Genomic DNA, 15684 nt, shown 5'->3' with positions numbered 1-15684 from the left:
GCGCTTCAGGACTGTTTGATTCTGGGAAAGGGTGCGGCACCGTTCACCAGAGAGCTAAAAAGGCAACGGGGAAAACAACCCGAGAGTGCCAGAGGCTCATTTCGACGGAGCTGAGCCGGGTGAGAGTTCAGGCATCCCTGGATTCGTTTAAGGCCTGTGGATTTGATGAGTTCCAAATCATTGCCAATCCAGACTGCTGCAAAGAATGCCAGGCAATCAACGGGGAGCACTTCCCGCTGCCACGACTGGCATCCGGCGAGAACGCTCCGCCAATGCATCCAAACTGCCGCTGCTCCATTGCCCCGTATGAAGCCAGAGACGAAGACGGCGATAAGGACTTTGATGAGGCTGCGTTCGATGAATGGTGCGACTATATGGAAGAGCATGAGGACGACGAGGACGCACTGACGTGGGAAGAGTGGGAAGCGCAGAACCATGAAATTGAATTCAAAGCGCATCAGGAGGAGCAGGAATATAAGACTGTTAGTTTAAATGCAGAACAGCCTGAAACGTTTACAACGAATTTTCGAGAAGAGCGAAAAGCCTATCCAATTGAAGAACGAAAAACTGGTATGTAGAAGAAGGCGTTCATGTTAAATCGCGACAGGTACATGAGGTCAATAAAGCGGTTCAGACGGCCATGAAGGCTCACGGCCTAAGCGATTTGGGGAACACAAAAATAATCATTGTCAACGATACAACACTTAGTACAGGAGCATTGGCGGCTTACGATCCGGTACAGGACGTTTTAAAACTAGGTTATTATCTGACGAATAAAACTGCCTTTGAGCTTGATCCTAATGACAAATCCTTAATGCCGCATAACCTGGACGTGACGATGATTCACGAGCTGTTTCACTGGAAAGATGCTAAAGAATATCGGGAGAAGATCTGTGAGATTACTCAAGAAACCAGAAACGAATATTTTTCCTATCGGCATCGATATGCTGAAGAAAAGGTCTTAAAATATCTCCCAAAGTACGATTTAGAAAATATTAGTGCTTATTCTGCAAAAACACTTGGTTTGGGAAAGTATGATGAAGTATATACTGAATTGAGGACCTTTTACTTAGTGGAGGACGATATGAGCAAATTCGAAGAAAGAAAATTACTTGAAAAAGATGAATACGTGGTTGCTAAGGCGAAAGAAGATGAGCTCTACGAATTGCTGAAGCCCTGGTTCGACTATTCTCGTCCAAATCATTTAAAGTCTAATGCACCAAATGGATATGAAGAGTTATTGGATGAACTTCGAGAAATTGGCCAGAACGTTTACTACACTGAATTTATGAATGGAGTTGCATATTAGAGCCGCTAACCGGCTCTTTTCTTTTGCTCGAAAGGAGGGTAACAGATGGAACTTCTGGAATTCAAAGACAGATTCCTGCGTATGCTGGAAACCGATAAAGTCGAAGAAGTACCAGAGATTCTGAATCGCAGCAGTTCGGATCTGATCGAAAGGTACCAGGAAGAGTTCGGAACAGATCGGGATTGGATCCGTGAATTCTATCAGTACTATCTGGCGGATCGGGAAGGGCTGAAACAGGACTATACGCCGCCTTCGCTTTCAAAGCTTCTGCTACATCTTGTCGGACCATGCAGGACGCTTGTTGATCTGTGCGCAGGAACCGGATCTCTTTCTCTCTATGCTGATCCAGACACAAAGATCAAAGCAATCGAGCTGGATCCAAAAGCAGCGGCCTGCCTTCGATTCAACTATGCGGTTCATGGACTGGATGCTGAAGTTGTCCAGGCTGACGCACTGACCTTTCTGACAGATCAGACAAAGGCGGACGGGGCTATCTCGAATCCGCCTTTTAACATCCAGCCCGCAAGCCTTTGGCCGCCCGCAAATACGGGTAACTGGTCATTTGTATTGTCTGCGCTCGATCGAACGGCAAGAAGAGCCGCAGTGATTCTCCCGGCGGGAATTCTCAACGAGACGAAGGATAAAAGCGTTGTTCGTTCGCTTCTTCAATCCGGGCGCCTGAAGGCTGTCATCAAATGCCCTGAAAAATGTTTCTTTCTACATCAATTCCTGTCTGTGTTCTGGTTCTCTCTCATGAACCCGCTGATCACGTGATGCTGATTGATGCCTCAAGGCTGGCTTCAAAAGAAGTTCGTGAGCAGAGAGGACAGTACGGAGGAACATCGCATACCGGGCGGATCTATCGCAAAGAACTGAACGTTCTGAATGATCAAGCAATCGAAAACATCACGAAGGCTGTCAATTACCGTCTGGATACTGATTTTTCGACTTTTCGGAGCGCTGATTTACTGATAAAGAATGATTGCCGTCTTTCGCCCGGTCTTTATCTGAATACAGATCCAGACGAACAGGAGCAGACCAAACTGGAATGGATTGCAGAACGCTATAACTCTATTGTCAGACAGAAAAACGCCTGCAAACTGACCATCAACGAAACGCTGGCTAAAGAACTAGGTTTTGAGAAGGATTTATGGGAACAGCAGAAAAAAACAGCGATGAAGTAGCGAACATGATTCAGAAGTTGTCTGGGATCAAGTTGGAATCGGAAGACTATTTAACATTTACCAGAAGCCGAGAACTTACCATCCGATTCAAAAGCAAGGAAGTTCTTCCCGAAATTTTTACCCAGTTTATGCAGATGTGGGTAAACAGAGTCGTGCTGCTCAACAACTTAGAGAATGAAATGCTGGCACAGATGAGAGACTATCTGCTGCCTAAACTGATGAGCGGCGAAATCGAGATTCCCGAAAGGAGAAAAAATGAACGATAACAAACAGAGCGGTGGGATCGGCTTTTGCGGGCTGCTTACCATCGCTTTTGTTGTGCTTAAACTGACCGGATATATTACCTGGTCATGGTGGTGGGTGCTGGCACCTATTTGGATCCCGCTAGCAATCGTTGTGATCTTTGCGGCGATCCTGGCGATCCGCAAGGTCATGGAGTAAAAATGACAGAAGAAGTATTGAACCGAATCGTCATCTGCTTGCTTGGCGGATCGTTGGCGCTGCTTGCAGCTGCTTTTCTCATTGGAGGTGTGGTGATCGCATTGCGTTGGATATGGCAGTTTTTCAAAATGCTGTGGGAGGAATGCAATGACTGAATTCTTGCTCTTCCTACTGATCGTTCTGATCTACGCATTCCTTCTCTTTGAATTTGCCTGCGGATTGACCGAGGAAGCTGAAGAACGGATCAGAATTGACTGTATCCACGCTGAAGTGCTCCGCCAGGCTGCCAAAGAGAGCTCTAACAATGATCACTGTTAAAACAGATCTGCGCTCCTACATCTCGATTGAAGGTCATGCGGGCTATGCACCAGCCGGATCGGATATCGTATGCGCCGCGGTTTCTACCCTGTATGAAACGCTCAAAAGAGCTCTGCCGAAGTGTGTAGTCAAAGCCATTACAGAGAATGAAAAAGTATCTGTAATTAAGATCACCCCTGATCCGATCATCAGAGGGAGGGAAGAGGAGGAAGCAAGGGATTATCTGAACTTCTTTCTCACAGGTATTGAGGCTCTTGAACAGGCCTATCCCCAATATGTTCAACTGAAGATTGGGCGGGCTTAACGGTCCGCTTTTTCTATGCCCAGGCAGGGACGGCATTAAAAGCTCTGGAAGAATCGTCCGACATGACGTTAAACCGGGAGGAACATCATGGAAAAACTGAATCTTCAGCGTTTTGCTGACGAAGCAGACAACGCCCCGGCAAATGAGCAGGGCAAACCGGCAGAAGGGCCAAAAGGCGAAGCTGCCAAGTATACAGACGCTGATCTGGACAAGATCATCAGCGCAAAATTCGCTAAGTGGGCGGCTGATCGGGATAAAGCCGTTGATGATGCCCGTAAGGAAGGCGAGAAGCTGGCGAAGATGAACGCGGACCAGAAACGCGCCTATGAACTGGAGCAGGCTCAGAAAGAGGCGCAGAGCCTCAAAGAGCAGGTGGCCAAACTGGAACAGGCACAGAAGCAGGCGGAACTGAGAAAGAGCGCTGCAGAGATCTTTTCGAAAGACTACAAGCTGACTGTGTCCAACGATGTACTCGATTTCGTTGTAGGCAAGGATGCCGAAGACACGAACGCCAACATTCAGAAGATGGCGGCACTGCTTCAGGCAGAAAGACAGGCAGGCGAAAAGGCAAGAGCAACCGGTTCTACGCCTTTTGGAACATCCATCAATCACGAGCCTGTCAGTCCGTTCCAGAAGAAACTGGACAAATGGAAATAGGAGGAACCATGAACGAATTTAAACTTCAGCGCTTTGCGGAAGGTGATGGAACTAGTACGACAACCACACCGACAGGCGCAAACAATGAAAAAGGCGTTCGCACTTACGGCATGCAGTTTAAAGAGCTGCTGCCCGCAGTCTTTGCCAAAAGTCATACTTCAATGACTTCTTTGTCGGCGGCCTGGAGGCGCTTGATGGCGTCGCTTTCAACAAGAAAGCATTCAGCGTAAAGACCTGTGATATTCCGGTGGCGATTGGTACCGGCTACGACAAGACGGATACCAAAGCATTCAAGACTGGCACAGGAAACTCGAACCGCTTTGGAAACCGTACGGAAATTACGTATGAAGACGAGGATGTCGAATACACATGGGGATGGAACTTTCATGAGGGAATCGACCGACACACCGTCAACAACAGCCTGGAACAGGCCATTGCCGACCGTCTTGAGCTTCAGGCTCTGGCCAAAACGGAAATGTTCAACAAAGCTCACGGCAAGTTCATTTCCCAGTCTGCCGGCAAGACGATTACCACATCGGCAACAACTCTGTCTGATTCGGATCCGAAAGCACTGTTCAACGAGCTCTCGAAATACTTCACCAACATCGAGGCAGTCGGCACGCGCTATGCCAAAGTCACCAGCGATCTGTACAACCTGATCGTGGACAGCGCTCTGGCCACGACAAGCAAAAACAGCAGCGTGAACATCGATGAAAACGGCATCGTGAAGTTCAAAGGCTTCCTGATCGAGGAAGTGCCGGACTCCATGTTCCAGACCGGCGAGATCTGCTATGCCTACGTCGGCGGAATTGCCAAGGCCTTCACCGGCATCAACACCGCGCGGACCATCGAGTCGGAAGACTTTGACGGCGTAGCCCTGCAGGGTGCAGGCAAGGCAGGCGAGTACATCCCGGCCGACAACAAGAAAGCCGTTGTCAAAATCAAGATGAAAACGGCATAGGCGGGGCAGTGTCTATGCTTGACCAGGTAAAAACGCTCCTGGGACTGAGTGATGAAAGCCAGGACGAAAAGCTGAAGTCCGTCATTACGCTGACTTCAGCCCGTCTGGCCTCTTTGCTTGGTGTCAAAGACGTACCGGAAGAGATGAACTACATCGCCGTTGAGGCGTCTGTGCGGCGCTTTAACCGGATCGGATCCGAAGGAATGCAGAGCCACAACGTGGAAGGCGAAAGCATTTCCTACAAAGACAATGACTTTGCCGACTTCATGGACGACATTCAGGACTGGAGATCCAGGAATGAAAACCCAATCCGGAGGCTTCGGTTTTTATGAGATATGACACGAAAATCGAGCTGGTCCGCTCAGATCCGGGCCATTTCAACCCAGATACCTGCAATTACGAGGACCGGGCAGAGACAAAAACAGCTCTGTACGCATCCGTGATGGATACCAGAGCGGAAATGCTGAAGCTGGTTTATGGAAGCCTGAAGCAGGGGAGCCTGACGATCCATATCCAGAACCACACAGACATTGTGTTCGATCAGATCGAGGTAAGAGGGCGGCGGTACAAAGTAGATTTTCGGCGCCGGCTCAGAACCAAGGAGTCGTTTATCGTATCGGAGGTGCAGACATGAGACTGAATGCAACCATCGGCGGCCTCAAGCCGTTTCAGAAAAAGCTGCTGGCCAAAGCCAATCGCAGCGCTATTCAGAAGGTGGTCCGGCTCAATACGGCAGAGCTGACCGCAGGCGCTCAAAGAAAAGCCCCGGTTTCGACCGAAGAGACCAACCCCGGCGGCCATCATGGACAGCTGCGGGAAAGCATCACCCCATCCATGGAGCAGGACGGCATGGCCGGTGTAGTCCGTGCCGAAGTGGACTACGCCGAATATGTGGAAAAGGAACCCGCTTCATGGCTGCGCAGCCGTACATGAAACCGGCATTTGAAGAGCAGAAGCCGAAGTTTCTGCGGGACCTGAAAAAGGTGATTGCCAAATGAACCCGGCAATGGAGCTGTTCGGGGCTTTGCTTGTGCTGCTGCGCAAGACGTATCCGGATATTGTTTTCGATACATTCCTGCCGCCTGAGAGCACGCCGTATCCTTTCATCTTTCTCAATGACGGGTATGAAATTGAAGATTTTCGGATGAAGGGGGCCTATTTTGGTCAGACATCCATTTCGATTGATGTATGGCATAACGATCCAACACAGCGGGGGACAGTGGATTCCCTGCTTTTTGCTGTCCGGCAGATCTGCCGACGCATCGACCAGACAAAAACGTACAGCTGGTGCCTGTCGTCCTGCACTCTGGAATATCTTCCGGATACGACAACCAGCCAGCCGCTTTACAGAGGGATTCTCACCCTCACCTACAAACACTACAGGAGGAAATGAAATGAATTTCAATCTTCAGCGTTTTGCCGATCCCGTTAAGGGCGACAAAATCATCTACCTGGTGCGTCGTTATTCCAAACGCACAGAAGAGGGCGCAGCCGTAATTGCGCTTCAGATAGAAGGCAGCCGCAGCCTTTCCAAAGACGCCGATTCCGTTGCAACAAAGGACGGAACGATCCGTGTACCAGGAGCGGGCGAATGCGAGATTTCGGTTACCTCTCTGGTAACGAATGATGACGGCATTGCGGATGATCTTACCGAAGCGATGGAGAAAACGATCTCATGGAGATCTGGGAAGTCGACACGTCCAAAAAGGCGTCGACACCAATGCAGAGAAGTACAAGGCCCGCTACCATCAGGGATACATTACGAGTCTGGAGCTGTCTGCCGGAGCAGAAGACTTCGCTGAACTCTCTCAGACCTACTCGATCAACGGCATGGGCGTATCCGGATGGGTGACCCTGACTCAGGAACAGAAAGATCTTGTACAGTATCTGTTCGCCGATACGACTCAGGCAGCGGAATAGCAGCAAAGCAGGAGAAGAAAAATGGAAATCAATGTAAATGGAACGCTTTACCCGCTTAAGGCGTCTATCGCTTTTCTTAACGAAATCGAGAAGACCAGCACCCGAACAATCAGCGGGAAACGATGGAAATGGGGCTGGTCAATGCGGTGATTTCGATCCGCGACATGGGCGATGTGCGCGTGCTGATCGACACAATCATGGCACTGAACATCAGGCAGACCCCGCGTCTGAACAAGGACGAACTGACGGAATGGTTCGAAGAAGGCGAAGTCGATCTGGAGAAACTCGGATCGGAAGTGATCGATTTTTATCGACAGCGAATGTCTGCAAAGGAAAGCTGAAGAAACTCGGCCTTCTGAACAGTCCGGTCCCAAAAGCCTGAAAGAGCTGACGGACTCGATTGCCGTAGACTGTTTTCGCTATTTCGGTTTTAAGTCTATTGAACAGGTGCTCCTGCTCGATCTGCGGGAGTACCGCCTTTATGCCGTGCGCATCGTCTGCAGATGGCGGACCGCTACTACTGGAGTGCGCAGAACGCATTCGATACAAATCGTGCAGGCTTCCGCAAGAAGAATGGCCATCTGGTCTATCCAAGCGTTAAGAAGCTTTTCGACTATGAGAAGGCCCAGAAAGAGGCAATGCAGGAGAGATCGGAAGCGAGAGTGTAAGGTCTTTTGTGTAAATTCCATCAAGGCATCAGGCTGATACAATCAGCTTGAGCCTGACAAATTTATACAAGGAGACCACTTATGCCACGTAAAGCTAAAGCTGCACCAACCCTTCAGGAACAGATTGCTTCAACCATCGTTAAGGAATACAAGCCTAAGACGTTTAAAGAAGCCTCAGACCTCATCAAGGAAATCTTTGGCCCTGTCCTTGAACAGATGCTCCAGGGAGAACTTGACTCGCATCTCGGCTATACCAGCGGATCGCATGCTCCTAAATCGACGGACAACCGGCGCAACGGCTATTCTGAGAAGACGGTAAGGTCTTCTCAGTGCGAACTGGATCTGCGTATTCCTCGTGATCGCCTTGGTACATTCGAACCACAGGCAGTTCCTAAAGGCAGCCGGGATATTTCAGATATCGAGGACAAAATTTTTGACATACCCATCCCACACCGGAAACCGAAGAGTATGACATTCCGTTTGATGTAACTTTAACTTCCAAGAACAATAAGAAAGTTAAGAAAAACTGGGATACATACAAGTACATTTCTTCTTATCCAAAACACCCTGAGTTTTCAAACGGTGTAACGGAGCTGCCCCTCCATGGAAGAGCAGTCAGATTTAAGGTTAAATGCGGGGAAAAAGAGTCCTTTATTACACTCTTTACCAACCTCTCTGCTGATTCCTTCAGCACGGATGATCTGAAGGAAATCTACCGGCTGCGCTGGCAGATCGAAATCAGTTTCAGAGACCTCAAAAGAGAGCTGGGCCTGGAACATATTCATGGCAGGAAGAAAGAACTGGTCATTGGAGAGGTCTACGCCAAGAGGACCATTTACAACATGAATTCGAGAATTCGTAATCACGTTGAAAAAGGAAGAAGATTCGCCTTCAGCTGGAACGGGCTGTGAAACGGAAGGCTGAACGAAAAATCGACTTTACCTTTCTTACGGCTGCAACTCGATCGTTCTTCTGGAATGAAGGAGCGTATACCGGAGCAGGGCTTGTTAAACTTCTGGAACGAAAGACAGAATCTGTTCGCCCTGGTCGACCGCGAAGGTAAAAGGAAAAGGCAAAGATATAGGTAGAACAGTTTGATAAAACACTAATTGACGATCAGGTGATTTTTTGAACACGAAAAATTATCCTTTTCGTCATGCTTCCTCTTCTTAGAACAATCCCTCTACTCCTCTGGTGCAGGAACTTCAGCGAGGTTTACGATTTTAACTTAATGACATTGGACAAGGACTAAAGGAAAACTGCACCCGTCCTGTTGCGGGCATAAAAGCATGCGGCTTGAAACCATCCTTTTCGTGTTTTAATGTCCATCCTTGCCTCGGTCTGTGAGCAGCTGTCGGTTTTTCGCTGCAGTGAAAGAAAAAGGCGCCAAAATTTTCAAAAGTCTGAAAAATTTCAGGCCTCATCTTAGAACTTGGATACAATAAACGCATGTCATCTTTAAGAACCCGCGTAAAAGACGCGAAACGAATTGTTGTGAAAGTCGGCTCTTCTTCTCTGACTTACCCAGAGACCGGCCGATTAAATTTTGATAAGCTTGACGTTCTCGTCCGGCAGGTCTGCTCTTTGCACAATGCCGGCTACGATGTCGTCTTAGTTTCTTCGGGAGCCATCATGGTCGGCTCCCAGTATCTCGGTCTGCCCAAGCGGCCGCATTCGGTTTCCGCAAGCAAGCCTGTGCCGCTGTCGGTCAGGCACGGCTGATGATGCTGTATCAGAAAATATTTGCGGAATACGGTCTGAACTGCGGCCAGCTGCTTCTGACCAAGCACACAATGCGCTATGAAAAAGACCGCTTTAACGCAAAAATACGTTTGAAGAACTGTTTGATCTCGGCGTCATTCCGATCGTGAACGAAAACGATACGATTGCGACCGATGAAATTGAAATCGGCGACAACGACTCGCTTTCCGCGCTTGTAGCGGCGCTGGTTAAAGCCGATCTGCTCGTCCTGCTTTCCGATATCGACGGGCTGTATACCGACGATCCGTCCAGAAATCCAGACGCCCGTTTCATTGACGAGGTAGCCGAACTGAATGAGGAAATCTGCCAGCTGGCCAAAGGCCCCTCAAGCGGAGTAGGTACTGGCGGAATGACGACCAAAATTCACGCGGCACGGATTGCAGGCGCCATCGGCTGCGACATGATTATTGCGAACGCGAAAGACTTTCGAATTATCGAACATCTTGTGGCCGGAGAACCGCTTGGCACGTTCTTCGCCGCTAACCCGGTTTCCGGACTGGGCTTTGATGATCTTCTGGAGGAACTCGAATGACAGACTGGATGAATGAACTCGGCGAAAAGGCGCACCGCGCCGCCGGAATTCTGAATACCCTCGATACCAATACAAAAAACCAGGTGCTGCTCGATGCGGCCAATCGTCTGATCGCCAGTACCGATCGGATTCTTGCTGCCAACGCGAAAGACCTGGAAGCCGCCCGGGAAAACAATATGCCCCTCCCGCTGCAGGATCGTCTGATGCTTTCGGCAGCACGCATTGAATCCATTGCGCAGGGCATGCGGGAAGTGGCCGATCTGCCCGATCCCGTCGGCAGCGTTCTGGAAATGAAAAACGTCCGAACGGACTTCTGATCGGAAAACAGAGAGTTCCCTTAGGCGTCTGCGCGGTCATTTATGAAGCCCGACCAAACGTTACGGCGGACGTATTTGCGCTCTGTTTCAAGAGCGGAAACGCGGTCATTCTTAAAGGCGGAAAAGAAGCCGCAAATTCCAACGCGTCGATTGTGGAAGTCCTCCAGGAAAGTCTGGCGGCATTTGATCTTCCTATGGAAGCGGCGTCTTTGCTGAAGGACAATTCCCGTGAAGCATCCCGGGAACTCATGCGCTGCTCGCGCTGGGTGGATGTCCTCATTCCGCGCGGCGGAGCCGGTCTGATTGCTTCCGTTGTGGAAAATGCGACCGTACCGGTCATCGAAACTGGAACAGGCAACTGCCACGTGTATGTCGATGAAAGCGCCGATTTGGATATGGCCGTTCGCATCATCATTAACGGAAAGACGCAGCGCGTCGGCGTCTGCAACGCCGTGGAATCGTTGCTCGTGCACAGAAATGTCGTCGATGCACTCCTTCCCAGGCTTGAAGAAAAGCTGGCGGAACATCAGGTGCTCATTCACGCCCAGAAAGAACTTCTGCCGCTGATCGATCATGCCAAATCCGTAGAAGCGAGTGAAGAAGACTGGGGACGGGAATATCTCGATTATGAAATTTCCGTCAAGACGGTAAATTCGGTGGACGAAGCCATCGAACATATCAACGCCTACAACACCGGCCATTCCGAAGCCATCGTGACCAGAGACTATGCGAATGCCCGAAAATTCCTGAATCAGGTCGATGCCGCCGCGGTATATGTCAACGCTTCGACGCGCTTTACCGATGGACACGAATTCGGTCTTGGCGCGGAAATCGGCATTTCCACCCAGAAACTGCATGCCAGAGGTCCGATGGGTCTCGAAGAGCTGACCACAACCAAATACATCATTTTCGGCGACGGTCAGATTCGTCCCTGATTATTCCACGCCAAGGTAATGGCTTAGGCAGACTGGGTCTTTTCCAGAACGGAAAAGAAAATGTAATGTATAAAAAATTCCTGAGACCTGAAAGCGGCAGAGCGTCTGCCGCTTTTTATGGAACTGACGAACCGGCGCATATCTTTTTCGATCATTCCTGGAAAGCCGTACTATCCCTCAAAAACGGCACGGAACATTACCGCCAGTAAAATCACAAGAATGATCAGCGCAATCGTGATACTCAGTTTTCGGATTCGATCAAAATGCATAGTCCGTCCTCCTTGTCCATGCCTTCGTCTGCCCATTTGAAGACAGGCATGATGAATGGGTTTTCGTATTTGCCTTACTATAATGAATATAGAATATAAGGTTCAAAGGAGAAAGAGCATGAAAAAGATTATTGTGGTGAATTCCTCTCCCGGGAAAACGGAAACTGCGATCTGCTTTGCACAGAATTCATTCGCGGCGCTTCCGAAAATCCGGAAAATCAGATTGTACGGATCAATCTGAAGGACCAGAATTTTGACTTTTACCGGGAAGACCAGCAGCCCGATGATGTCGATCAGTACGTATCGCTCATTCAGGATTCGGATGTCATCGTTCTGGCAACTCCGGTCTATTTCTATACGATGTCCGGCATGATGAAAACATTCATCGACCGCATGACCCCTTACTTCAGCGGCTTCGACGCCAAGGACTTCTACTTCTTCCTGACCGCACCGGTTAACCGCTCGGAAATGGAAGAAGCCGTGAACTCTCTGACCGGCTTTACGGATTCGCTGCCGACCAGCCGTGTCGTTTCGATCGTTTATGGATCCAATGTCATGCAAAAAGGCGACATCATCGCCCATCCGGCTTATCAGGAAGTGTATCGTCTGGGCATCTCCCTGTAACTCGCCATCCTTATCAATTCGTTTATCCTTTCGAGATCGAAGGATGAATTTCAAACCGAATGCAGAAATCAGGAGCCGTATGCACGGTCGACCAGCCGTGTCGAATCGTTCAATCGGCTCCTTTTTCATGGATTTTTCTCGGGTTACAGCGGCTCAACTTGCTGTTTGGAACGACAGGGCTTTTTGCGAAAGAAGGAGAAATACAGCGTCGAATGCGAAAATACAAAGCCGGCGCTTATACTGAAATCATGAGTGAATTGGAAAACAGAGCAGAAACACCCAGCCTGTCGCTGTCCAGGCTGATTTCGCTTTTGAAAAACGGAAAGATTCAGGCGGTCTGGATCGATATCGATCAGACGCTGCTGAGTTTTGATCTGTGCGCGCGGGACGCGATGGTTTATGCGTTTCAAAAGTTTGGCATCGAATGGACGGAAGCGTACTATCCGATCTTTTAAGAGAAAACGCCTGCCTGTGGGATCACATCGAATCGGGAGAAATGACGCGCGATGAAATGCGCAAAACCCGGTTTGTCCATCTGTTCAAGGCGTTTGGTCTTGAGCGGACCGTACCCGAAGGCTTTGAGGAAACGTTCCACCATCAGCTTTATGAAGGAAACCATCCGATGCCCAAAGCGCTCGAAGGACTAGAAGCTTTGAAAACAGCCGGTCTGCCGTTATTTATCGTGACTAACGGCAAGCAGAGCGGTCAGTATAAACGGCTGAAAGCGGCGGGAATGGATACGCTGTTTACGGAAATTTATACTTCGGACGAATTTGGCGTTTCCAAACCGGACTTGTCGTATTTTCAAAAGTGTACGCCCGCACCTGCAAGGCGCTTGGCAAGACGCTGTTGCCAGATGAAATTCTGGTCATCGGCGATTCGTGGAAAGCGGACATTCTCGGTGCGATCGCCTTTGGCGCGCCGTCCTTATGGATTCGCGTCAACCGCCAGCACGATCCGTTCGAAAAGAGAGTCATCCGACGGTCTGCGAAATCCATGACTGGAATGAATTTCTTCAGGCCTGGCAGGACGCCGGACATTAAAGTGTTCCAGAAAAATTCTTAGAATTCGCTTAACCTGTCGGGTTTGTTTCGCGGGATATCGTTCATTTTGCGTGGAAAACGGATGAACCTGTACAGGCTGCGAAACGATAGATTGTTTGACTATACAAAGTATGAAATCCTGTTTCTGAAGCGGAAGGAAACAGGATTTTTCTGTATTCCCAATGCAAAGTTAAAAAGGGAGATACGTATGAAATATGAAATTGTCGGCGGTGACTTTCCCTGTGTCATCTGCCACCTTGAAACGAACGAATCCATGATCACGGAAAAAGGATCCATGATCTGGATGACACCAAACATGAATATGGAAACGCGCGGAACCAGCCTCGGGAAAGCTTTTGGCCGCATGTTTACCGGCGAAAGCATTTTCCAGAACGTCTATACCGCAATGGACGTTCCGGGTATGGTGACCTTTGGCTCCTCCTTTCCAGGAAGCATCACACCGGTAATTCTGGCTCCAGGCGAATCCATCGTCGCGCAGAAGGGGCGTTTCTGGCCAGCACGCCGGAAGTAACGCTTTCTACCTTCTTTCAGAAAAAGGGCATGAGCGGATTCTTCTCCGGGGAAGGGTTCATCATGCAGCAGATCACCGGTCCGGGTATTGTGTTTCTGGAAATCGACGGATCCGACTACACGTATACGCTGCGTCCAGGCGAAAAGCTGATCGTCGATACCGGAAACGTAGCAATGATCGATTCGACCTGTTCGATCGATGTGGAGACGGTTAAAGGCGTAAAAACAAACTGTTCGGCGGCGAAGGCTTCTTCAACACCGTCATTACCGGTCCTGGCAAAGTCGTTTTGCAGACGATGCCGCTTTCCAACCTTGCAGCAGCCGTGGCTTCCTGCCTGCCTTCCAGCAAGTAATTCAAAAGCGATCGCTTTTTGCCAAACGGAAAGTTCGATCGCTGGCTGTGTCCAGTTCAAAAGAGCTCTGCTTCGCTTTCCCAAAGAGGAAAGGCGAACGCAGAGCTCTTTCTGTTTCATTTTGTTATTCGTTGAATCAGGACTGGAAAAAGTCGCCGTGATCCGAATTGTCTTTGGGTGTATCGGTTTCAGGTGAAATCACGCGGACTTCCTTTTTCGGTTCCGGCTCGATGAGCGTTCCGGGCAGATTAGAAATTTTCAGCTCGTCGGTAATTTCAATGACGAGGCAGCTTTTTCCATCGATTACCCGGGTCTGCACCTGATCGAGGGCATCGTCCTTAATCGAGACTGTAATGGCTGGGGATTTCAGGCTGACTTTGCCTTTTTCCACGAGGTTGACGGCAGCCAGTTCCTGATCTTCCAGAATGCGGGTATACGCGGAATCAAAATGTTCCATGTTTTCCGCCATTGCTCCGGACGCATCGAGCAGATCGTGCACTCTCGCTTTATCGACTTTGACGACCGCGTCTTCTTCCGTTCCCTCTTGAATAAAGTCGGAGACGTTGCGGTGGAACTGAATGGCCGTTTTGACATCAAGTCCCTGCGGGAATACATCCGCAATGACCTGCGCAAAGCCGTCGGCCTGTTCGGGTGCCGTCGACTGGAACGGAATGTGGAAAAACTGTTCAATCAGATCGATGTTCGGCTTTTTCGCGGTTTTGGAATGATAAAGGAAATGGTTGACGTCTGCGGCGCGTTCGCTGAAGGATGGATACAGGAACGCGTCGAGCGGGGAAGGAATGATCTGCATTTCTTCGTTAACCTTGCGGGAAACGCAGTTATCCTTTGTGGAATAGAACAGACCGATATCGGTCAGTCTGGCTTCGCTGATGGCGGTAATCATGAAACGATACGTCGTATTGCCTTCCAGTTCTTCCCGGTTCGCATTCAGATTGGGTGCAGCGTATTCGAAGATGCCGACCGTTACATATACGCTGTTTCGATAATTACCTTTTTCAATCAGTTCGGACGCATAGCGGTCGAACACTTCCGGCTCGAGCAGGGTTCCGTTGCGGTAGTCAAACAGTGTTTTCTGCAGTTCGACCGCCTGCGGATCCATGGGATCAAACGTATATTCCATCAGGTTTTTGCCCGGCGTTCCCGAAAGACTTTTACGGAAAATCTCAAAATACAAGTCTTCTTCTTCTGTGCTGAGCGTTTCCGGATCGATGAGGCGGGTAAAGAGAAGGTGGGCTTCTTCATCCCGGTATTTTCCATAGGCTTCCTGAATGCCCTTTAAAATCAGGCGCTCATTTTCGGGCTTGAGCTGCCGCTTGATTTCGGAGAGATCTTTTTATTCATACTTCCGTCTTCCTTTCGTTAAGGCGTATTGCGCGTTTTTAAATGAATCCGGTCGGTTTGGACCGGTGCTTTTTTGTGACAAGAACCATATTAACCTTTTTCGCCTGCATCGTAATCCTTAAGATGATTCGCCTTGTCCGGGATTTTGCTGCACAAATCGTTTTGGAGAGGACAGCGTGTCTTCATCGAACCGAA

26 protein-coding genes and 6 pseudogenes are annotated in these 15684 nt (G+C 49.4%); 31 read left to right on the top strand and 1 reads right to left on the bottom strand.

Features of this window, described 5'->3' with window-relative positions:
• Window positions 1-11 precede the first annotated feature (11 nt).
• From KWG61_RS11095 to KWG61_RS10960, 31 genes and pseudogenes are all read left to right on the top strand, one after another.
• Window positions 12-578: a minor capsid protein gene (locus KWG61_RS11095; protein ID WP_242745674.1), complete on the top strand. Its 567-nt coding sequence runs from the start codon at window positions 12-14 to the stop codon at window positions 576-578.
• A gap of 62 nt (window positions 579-640) precedes the next feature.
• Window positions 641-1309, top strand: a complete 669-nt coding sequence (locus KWG61_RS11090) for a hypothetical protein (RefSeq protein WP_242743757.1) — start codon at window positions 641-643, stop codon at window positions 1307-1309.
• A 45-nt stretch (window positions 1310-1354) separates the two neighbouring features.
• Window positions 1355-2493, top strand: a pseudogene (locus KWG61_RS17660) (N-6 DNA methylase).
• Window positions 2460-2759 (top strand): hypothetical protein, encoded by a 300-nt coding sequence (locus KWG61_RS11075; RefSeq protein ID WP_242743753.1) that lies wholly within the window; start codon window positions 2460-2462, stop codon window positions 2757-2759. The pseudogene KWG61_RS17660 and the gene KWG61_RS11075 overlap by 34 nt, the downstream one beginning before the upstream one ends.
• Complete coding sequence (locus KWG61_RS11070; protein ID WP_230267056.1) at window positions 2749-2934, top strand: hypothetical protein; 186 nt, start codon at window positions 2749-2751, stop codon at window positions 2932-2934. The genes KWG61_RS11075 and KWG61_RS11070 overlap by 11 nt, the downstream gene beginning before the upstream one ends.
• 2 nt (window positions 2935-2936) lie before the next feature.
• Window positions 2937-3089 carry a hypothetical protein gene (locus KWG61_RS11065; RefSeq protein WP_230267055.1) on the top strand — a complete coding sequence of 51 codons (153 nt, stop codon included), beginning with the start codon at window positions 2937-2939 and terminating at the stop codon, window positions 3087-3089.
• Between the two features lie 149 nt (window positions 3090-3238).
• Window positions 3239-3556, top strand: a complete 318-nt coding sequence (locus KWG61_RS11060) for a ribosomal-processing cysteine protease Prp (RefSeq protein WP_230267054.1) — start codon at window positions 3239-3241, stop codon at window positions 3554-3556.
• Between the two features lie 87 nt (window positions 3557-3643).
• Complete coding sequence (locus KWG61_RS11055) at window positions 3644-4213, top strand: DUF4355 domain-containing protein (RefSeq protein ID WP_230267053.1); 570 nt, start codon at window positions 3644-3646, stop codon at window positions 4211-4213.
• A gap of 8 nt (window positions 4214-4221) precedes the next feature.
• The gene (locus tag KWG61_RS11050) at window positions 4222-4443 is read left to right on the top strand and encodes a hypothetical protein (protein WP_242743752.1); all 222 of its coding nucleotides are present in this window, start codon (window positions 4222-4224) and stop codon (window positions 4441-4443) included.
• 17 nt (window positions 4444-4460) lie between these two features.
• Window positions 4461-5174 (top strand): hypothetical protein, encoded by a 714-nt coding sequence (locus KWG61_RS11045; RefSeq protein ID WP_242743751.1) that lies wholly within the window; start codon window positions 4461-4463, stop codon window positions 5172-5174.
• A gap of 14 nt (window positions 5175-5188) precedes the next feature.
• Window positions 5189-5506: a phage head-tail connector protein gene (locus tag KWG61_RS11040; RefSeq protein WP_242743750.1), complete on the top strand. Its 318-nt coding sequence runs from the start codon at window positions 5189-5191 to the stop codon at window positions 5504-5506.
• Window positions 5503-5808, top strand: coding sequence for a hypothetical protein (locus KWG61_RS11035; RefSeq protein WP_230268535.1), 306 nt, complete (start codon window positions 5503-5505; stop codon window positions 5806-5808). The genes KWG61_RS11040 and KWG61_RS11035 overlap by 4 nt, the downstream gene beginning before the upstream one ends.
• Complete coding sequence (locus KWG61_RS11030) at window positions 5805-6107, top strand: HK97 gp10 family phage protein (protein ID WP_242743749.1); 303 nt, start codon at window positions 5805-5807, stop codon at window positions 6105-6107. The genes KWG61_RS11035 and KWG61_RS11030 overlap by 4 nt, the downstream gene beginning before the upstream one ends.
• Before the next feature lie 61 nt (window positions 6108-6168).
• On the top strand, window positions 6169-6567 hold the full coding sequence (locus KWG61_RS11025) for a hypothetical protein (RefSeq protein ID WP_230268538.1): 399 nt from the start codon (window positions 6169-6171) through the stop codon (window positions 6565-6567).
• A 1-nt stretch (window position 6568) separates the two neighbouring features.
• Window positions 6569-6787: pseudogene (locus KWG61_RS17655) on the top strand (phage major tail protein, TP901-1 family); the annotation flags it as partial.
• 28 nt (window positions 6788-6815) lie between these two features.
• Window positions 6816-7094, top strand: a complete 279-nt coding sequence (locus KWG61_RS11020) for a hypothetical protein (RefSeq protein WP_242743748.1) — start codon at window positions 6816-6818, stop codon at window positions 7092-7094.
• Between the two features lie 21 nt (window positions 7095-7115).
• Window positions 7116-7244 carry a hypothetical protein gene (locus KWG61_RS16365; protein ID WP_256460672.1) on the top strand — a complete coding sequence of 43 codons (129 nt, stop codon included), beginning with the start codon at window positions 7116-7118 and terminating at the stop codon, window positions 7242-7244.
• The gene (locus tag KWG61_RS11015) at window positions 7223-7435 is read left to right on the top strand and encodes a tail assembly chaperone (RefSeq protein ID WP_242743747.1); all 213 of its coding nucleotides are present in this window, start codon (window positions 7223-7225) and stop codon (window positions 7433-7435) included. Before KWG61_RS16365 ends, KWG61_RS11015 begins: the two co-directional genes overlap by 22 nt.
• Window positions 7436-7597: 162 nt before the next feature.
• Window positions 7598-7762, top strand: a complete 165-nt coding sequence (locus KWG61_RS11010) for a hypothetical protein (RefSeq protein WP_242743746.1) — start codon at window positions 7598-7600, stop codon at window positions 7760-7762.
• Window positions 7763-7843: 81 nt separating this feature from the next.
• Window positions 7844-8251: a transposase gene (locus KWG61_RS11005; protein WP_230268134.1), complete on the top strand. Its 408-nt coding sequence runs from the start codon at window positions 7844-7846 to the stop codon at window positions 8249-8251.
• Complete coding sequence (locus KWG61_RS17650; RefSeq protein ID WP_367614373.1) at window positions 8236-8673, top strand: transposase; 438 nt, start codon at window positions 8236-8238, stop codon at window positions 8671-8673. The genes KWG61_RS11005 and KWG61_RS17650 overlap by 16 nt, the downstream gene beginning before the upstream one ends.
• 538 nt (window positions 8674-9211) lie before the next feature.
• Complete coding sequence (locus KWG61_RS10995; protein ID WP_242743745.1) at window positions 9212-9484, top strand: hypothetical protein; 273 nt, start codon at window positions 9212-9214, stop codon at window positions 9482-9484.
• Window positions 9484-9633 carry a hypothetical protein gene (locus KWG61_RS10990; RefSeq protein WP_242743744.1) on the top strand — a complete coding sequence of 50 codons (150 nt, stop codon included), beginning with the start codon at window positions 9484-9486 and terminating at the stop codon, window positions 9631-9633. The genes KWG61_RS10995 and KWG61_RS10990 overlap by 1 nt, the downstream gene beginning before the upstream one ends.
• Window positions 9630-10055, top strand: coding sequence for a hypothetical protein (locus KWG61_RS10985; RefSeq protein ID WP_242743743.1), 426 nt, complete (start codon window positions 9630-9632; stop codon window positions 10053-10055). Before KWG61_RS10990 ends, KWG61_RS10985 begins: the two co-directional genes overlap by 4 nt.
• The gene (locus tag KWG61_RS17645; RefSeq protein WP_367614204.1) at window positions 10052-10372 is read left to right on the top strand and encodes a hypothetical protein; all 321 of its coding nucleotides are present in this window, start codon (window positions 10052-10054) and stop codon (window positions 10370-10372) included. The genes KWG61_RS10985 and KWG61_RS17645 overlap by 4 nt, the downstream gene beginning before the upstream one ends.
• Window positions 10282-11307, top strand: coding sequence for a glutamate-5-semialdehyde dehydrogenase (locus tag KWG61_RS10980; RefSeq protein ID WP_367614372.1), 1026 nt, complete (start codon window positions 10282-10284; stop codon window positions 11305-11307). Before KWG61_RS17645 ends, KWG61_RS10980 begins: the two co-directional genes overlap by 91 nt.
• A 431-nt stretch (window positions 11308-11738) precedes the next feature.
• Window positions 11739-12200: pseudogene (locus KWG61_RS10975) on the top strand (flavodoxin family protein); the annotation flags it as partial.
• A gap of 212 nt (window positions 12201-12412) precedes the next feature.
• Window positions 12413-12655, top strand: coding sequence for a hypothetical protein (locus KWG61_RS10970; protein WP_242743742.1), 243 nt, complete (start codon window positions 12413-12415; stop codon window positions 12653-12655).
• A pseudogene (locus KWG61_RS17640) lies at window positions 12625-13002 on the top strand (HAD family hydrolase); the annotation flags it as partial. The gene KWG61_RS10970 and the pseudogene KWG61_RS17640, both read left to right, overlap by 31 nt.
• A gap of 8 nt (window positions 13003-13010) precedes the next feature.
• The gene (locus tag KWG61_RS17635; RefSeq protein WP_367614203.1) at window positions 13011-13265 is read left to right on the top strand and encodes an HAD hydrolase-like protein; all 255 of its coding nucleotides are present in this window, start codon (window positions 13011-13013) and stop codon (window positions 13263-13265) included.
• A 60-nt stretch (window positions 13266-13325) separates the two neighbouring features.
• Window positions 13326-14127: pseudogene (locus tag KWG61_RS10960) on the top strand (TIGR00266 family protein).
• Window positions 14128-14263: 136 nt separating this feature from the next.
• Here KWG61_RS10960 and KWG61_RS10955 read toward each other — a convergent pair.
• A pseudogene (locus KWG61_RS10955) lies at window positions 14264-15469 on the bottom strand (DUF4317 family protein); the annotation flags it as partial.
• Window positions 15470-15684 lie beyond the last annotated feature (215 nt).

Origin of the sequence: Allobaculum sp. Allo2 (genome assembly GCF_022701175.1) — a bacterium.
In the GTDB taxonomy this organism is placed as follows: Bacteria; Bacillota_I; Bacilli_A; order Erysipelotrichales; family Erysipelotrichaceae; genus Allobaculum; species Allobaculum fili.
Note: the sequence above shows the minus strand (reverse complement) of the source record. Positions and strands in the feature narration are given on the sequence as shown.

Excerpts from the sequence above, each read along its gene's own strand:
- KWG61_RS11090 (WP_242743757.1), top strand. The coding sequence starts at position 641 with ATGAAGGCTCACGGCCTAAGCGATTTGGGGAACACAAAAATAATCATT.
- KWG61_RS11075 (WP_242743753.1), top strand. The coding sequence starts at position 2,460 with ATGGGAACAGCAGAAAAAAACAGCGATGAAGTAGCGAACATGATTCAG.
- KWG61_RS11070 (WP_230267056.1), top strand. The coding sequence starts at position 2,749 with ATGAACGATAACAAACAGAGCGGTGGGATCGGCTTTTGCGGGCTGCTT.
- KWG61_RS11065 (WP_230267055.1), top strand. The coding sequence starts at position 2,937 with ATGACAGAAGAAGTATTGAACCGAATCGTCATCTGCTTGCTTGGCGGA.
- KWG61_RS11060 (WP_230267054.1), top strand. The coding sequence starts at position 3,239 with ATGATCACTGTTAAAACAGATCTGCGCTCCTACATCTCGATTGAAGGT.
- KWG61_RS11055 (WP_230267053.1), top strand. The coding sequence starts at position 3,644 with ATGGAAAAACTGAATCTTCAGCGTTTTGCTGACGAAGCAGACAACGCC.
- KWG61_RS11050 (WP_242743752.1), top strand. The coding sequence starts at position 4,222 with ATGAACGAATTTAAACTTCAGCGCTTTGCGGAAGGTGATGGAACTAGT.
- KWG61_RS11040 (WP_242743750.1), top strand. The coding sequence starts at position 5,189 with ATGCTTGACCAGGTAAAAACGCTCCTGGGACTGAGTGATGAAAGCCAG.
- KWG61_RS11035 (WP_230268535.1), top strand. The coding sequence starts at position 5,503 with ATGAGATATGACACGAAAATCGAGCTGGTCCGCTCAGATCCGGGCCAT.
- KWG61_RS11030 (WP_242743749.1), top strand. The coding sequence starts at position 5,805 with ATGAGACTGAATGCAACCATCGGCGGCCTCAAGCCGTTTCAGAAAAAG.
- KWG61_RS11025 (WP_230268538.1), top strand. The coding sequence starts at position 6,169 with ATGAACCCGGCAATGGAGCTGTTCGGGGCTTTGCTTGTGCTGCTGCGC.
- KWG61_RS11020 (WP_242743748.1), top strand. The coding sequence starts at position 6,816 with ATGATCTTACCGAAGCGATGGAGAAAACGATCTCATGGAGATCTGGGA.
- KWG61_RS16365 (WP_256460672.1), top strand. The coding sequence starts at position 7,116 with ATGGAAATCAATGTAAATGGAACGCTTTACCCGCTTAAGGCGTCTATC.
- KWG61_RS11015 (WP_242743747.1), top strand. The coding sequence starts at position 7,223 with ATGGGGCTGGTCAATGCGGTGATTTCGATCCGCGACATGGGCGATGTG.
- KWG61_RS11010 (WP_242743746.1), top strand. The coding sequence starts at position 7,598 with ATGGCGGACCGCTACTACTGGAGTGCGCAGAACGCATTCGATACAAAT.
- KWG61_RS11005 (WP_230268134.1), top strand. The coding sequence starts at position 7,844 with ATGCCACGTAAAGCTAAAGCTGCACCAACCCTTCAGGAACAGATTGCT.
- KWG61_RS10995 (WP_242743745.1), top strand. The coding sequence starts at position 9,212 with ATGTCATCTTTAAGAACCCGCGTAAAAGACGCGAAACGAATTGTTGTG.
- KWG61_RS10990 (WP_242743744.1), top strand. The coding sequence starts at position 9,484 with ATGATGCTGTATCAGAAAATATTTGCGGAATACGGTCTGAACTGCGGC.
- KWG61_RS17645 (WP_367614204.1), top strand. The coding sequence starts at position 10,052 with ATGACAGACTGGATGAATGAACTCGGCGAAAAGGCGCACCGCGCCGCC.
- KWG61_RS10970 (WP_242743742.1), top strand. The coding sequence starts at position 12,413 with ATGCGAAAATACAAAGCCGGCGCTTATACTGAAATCATGAGTGAATTG.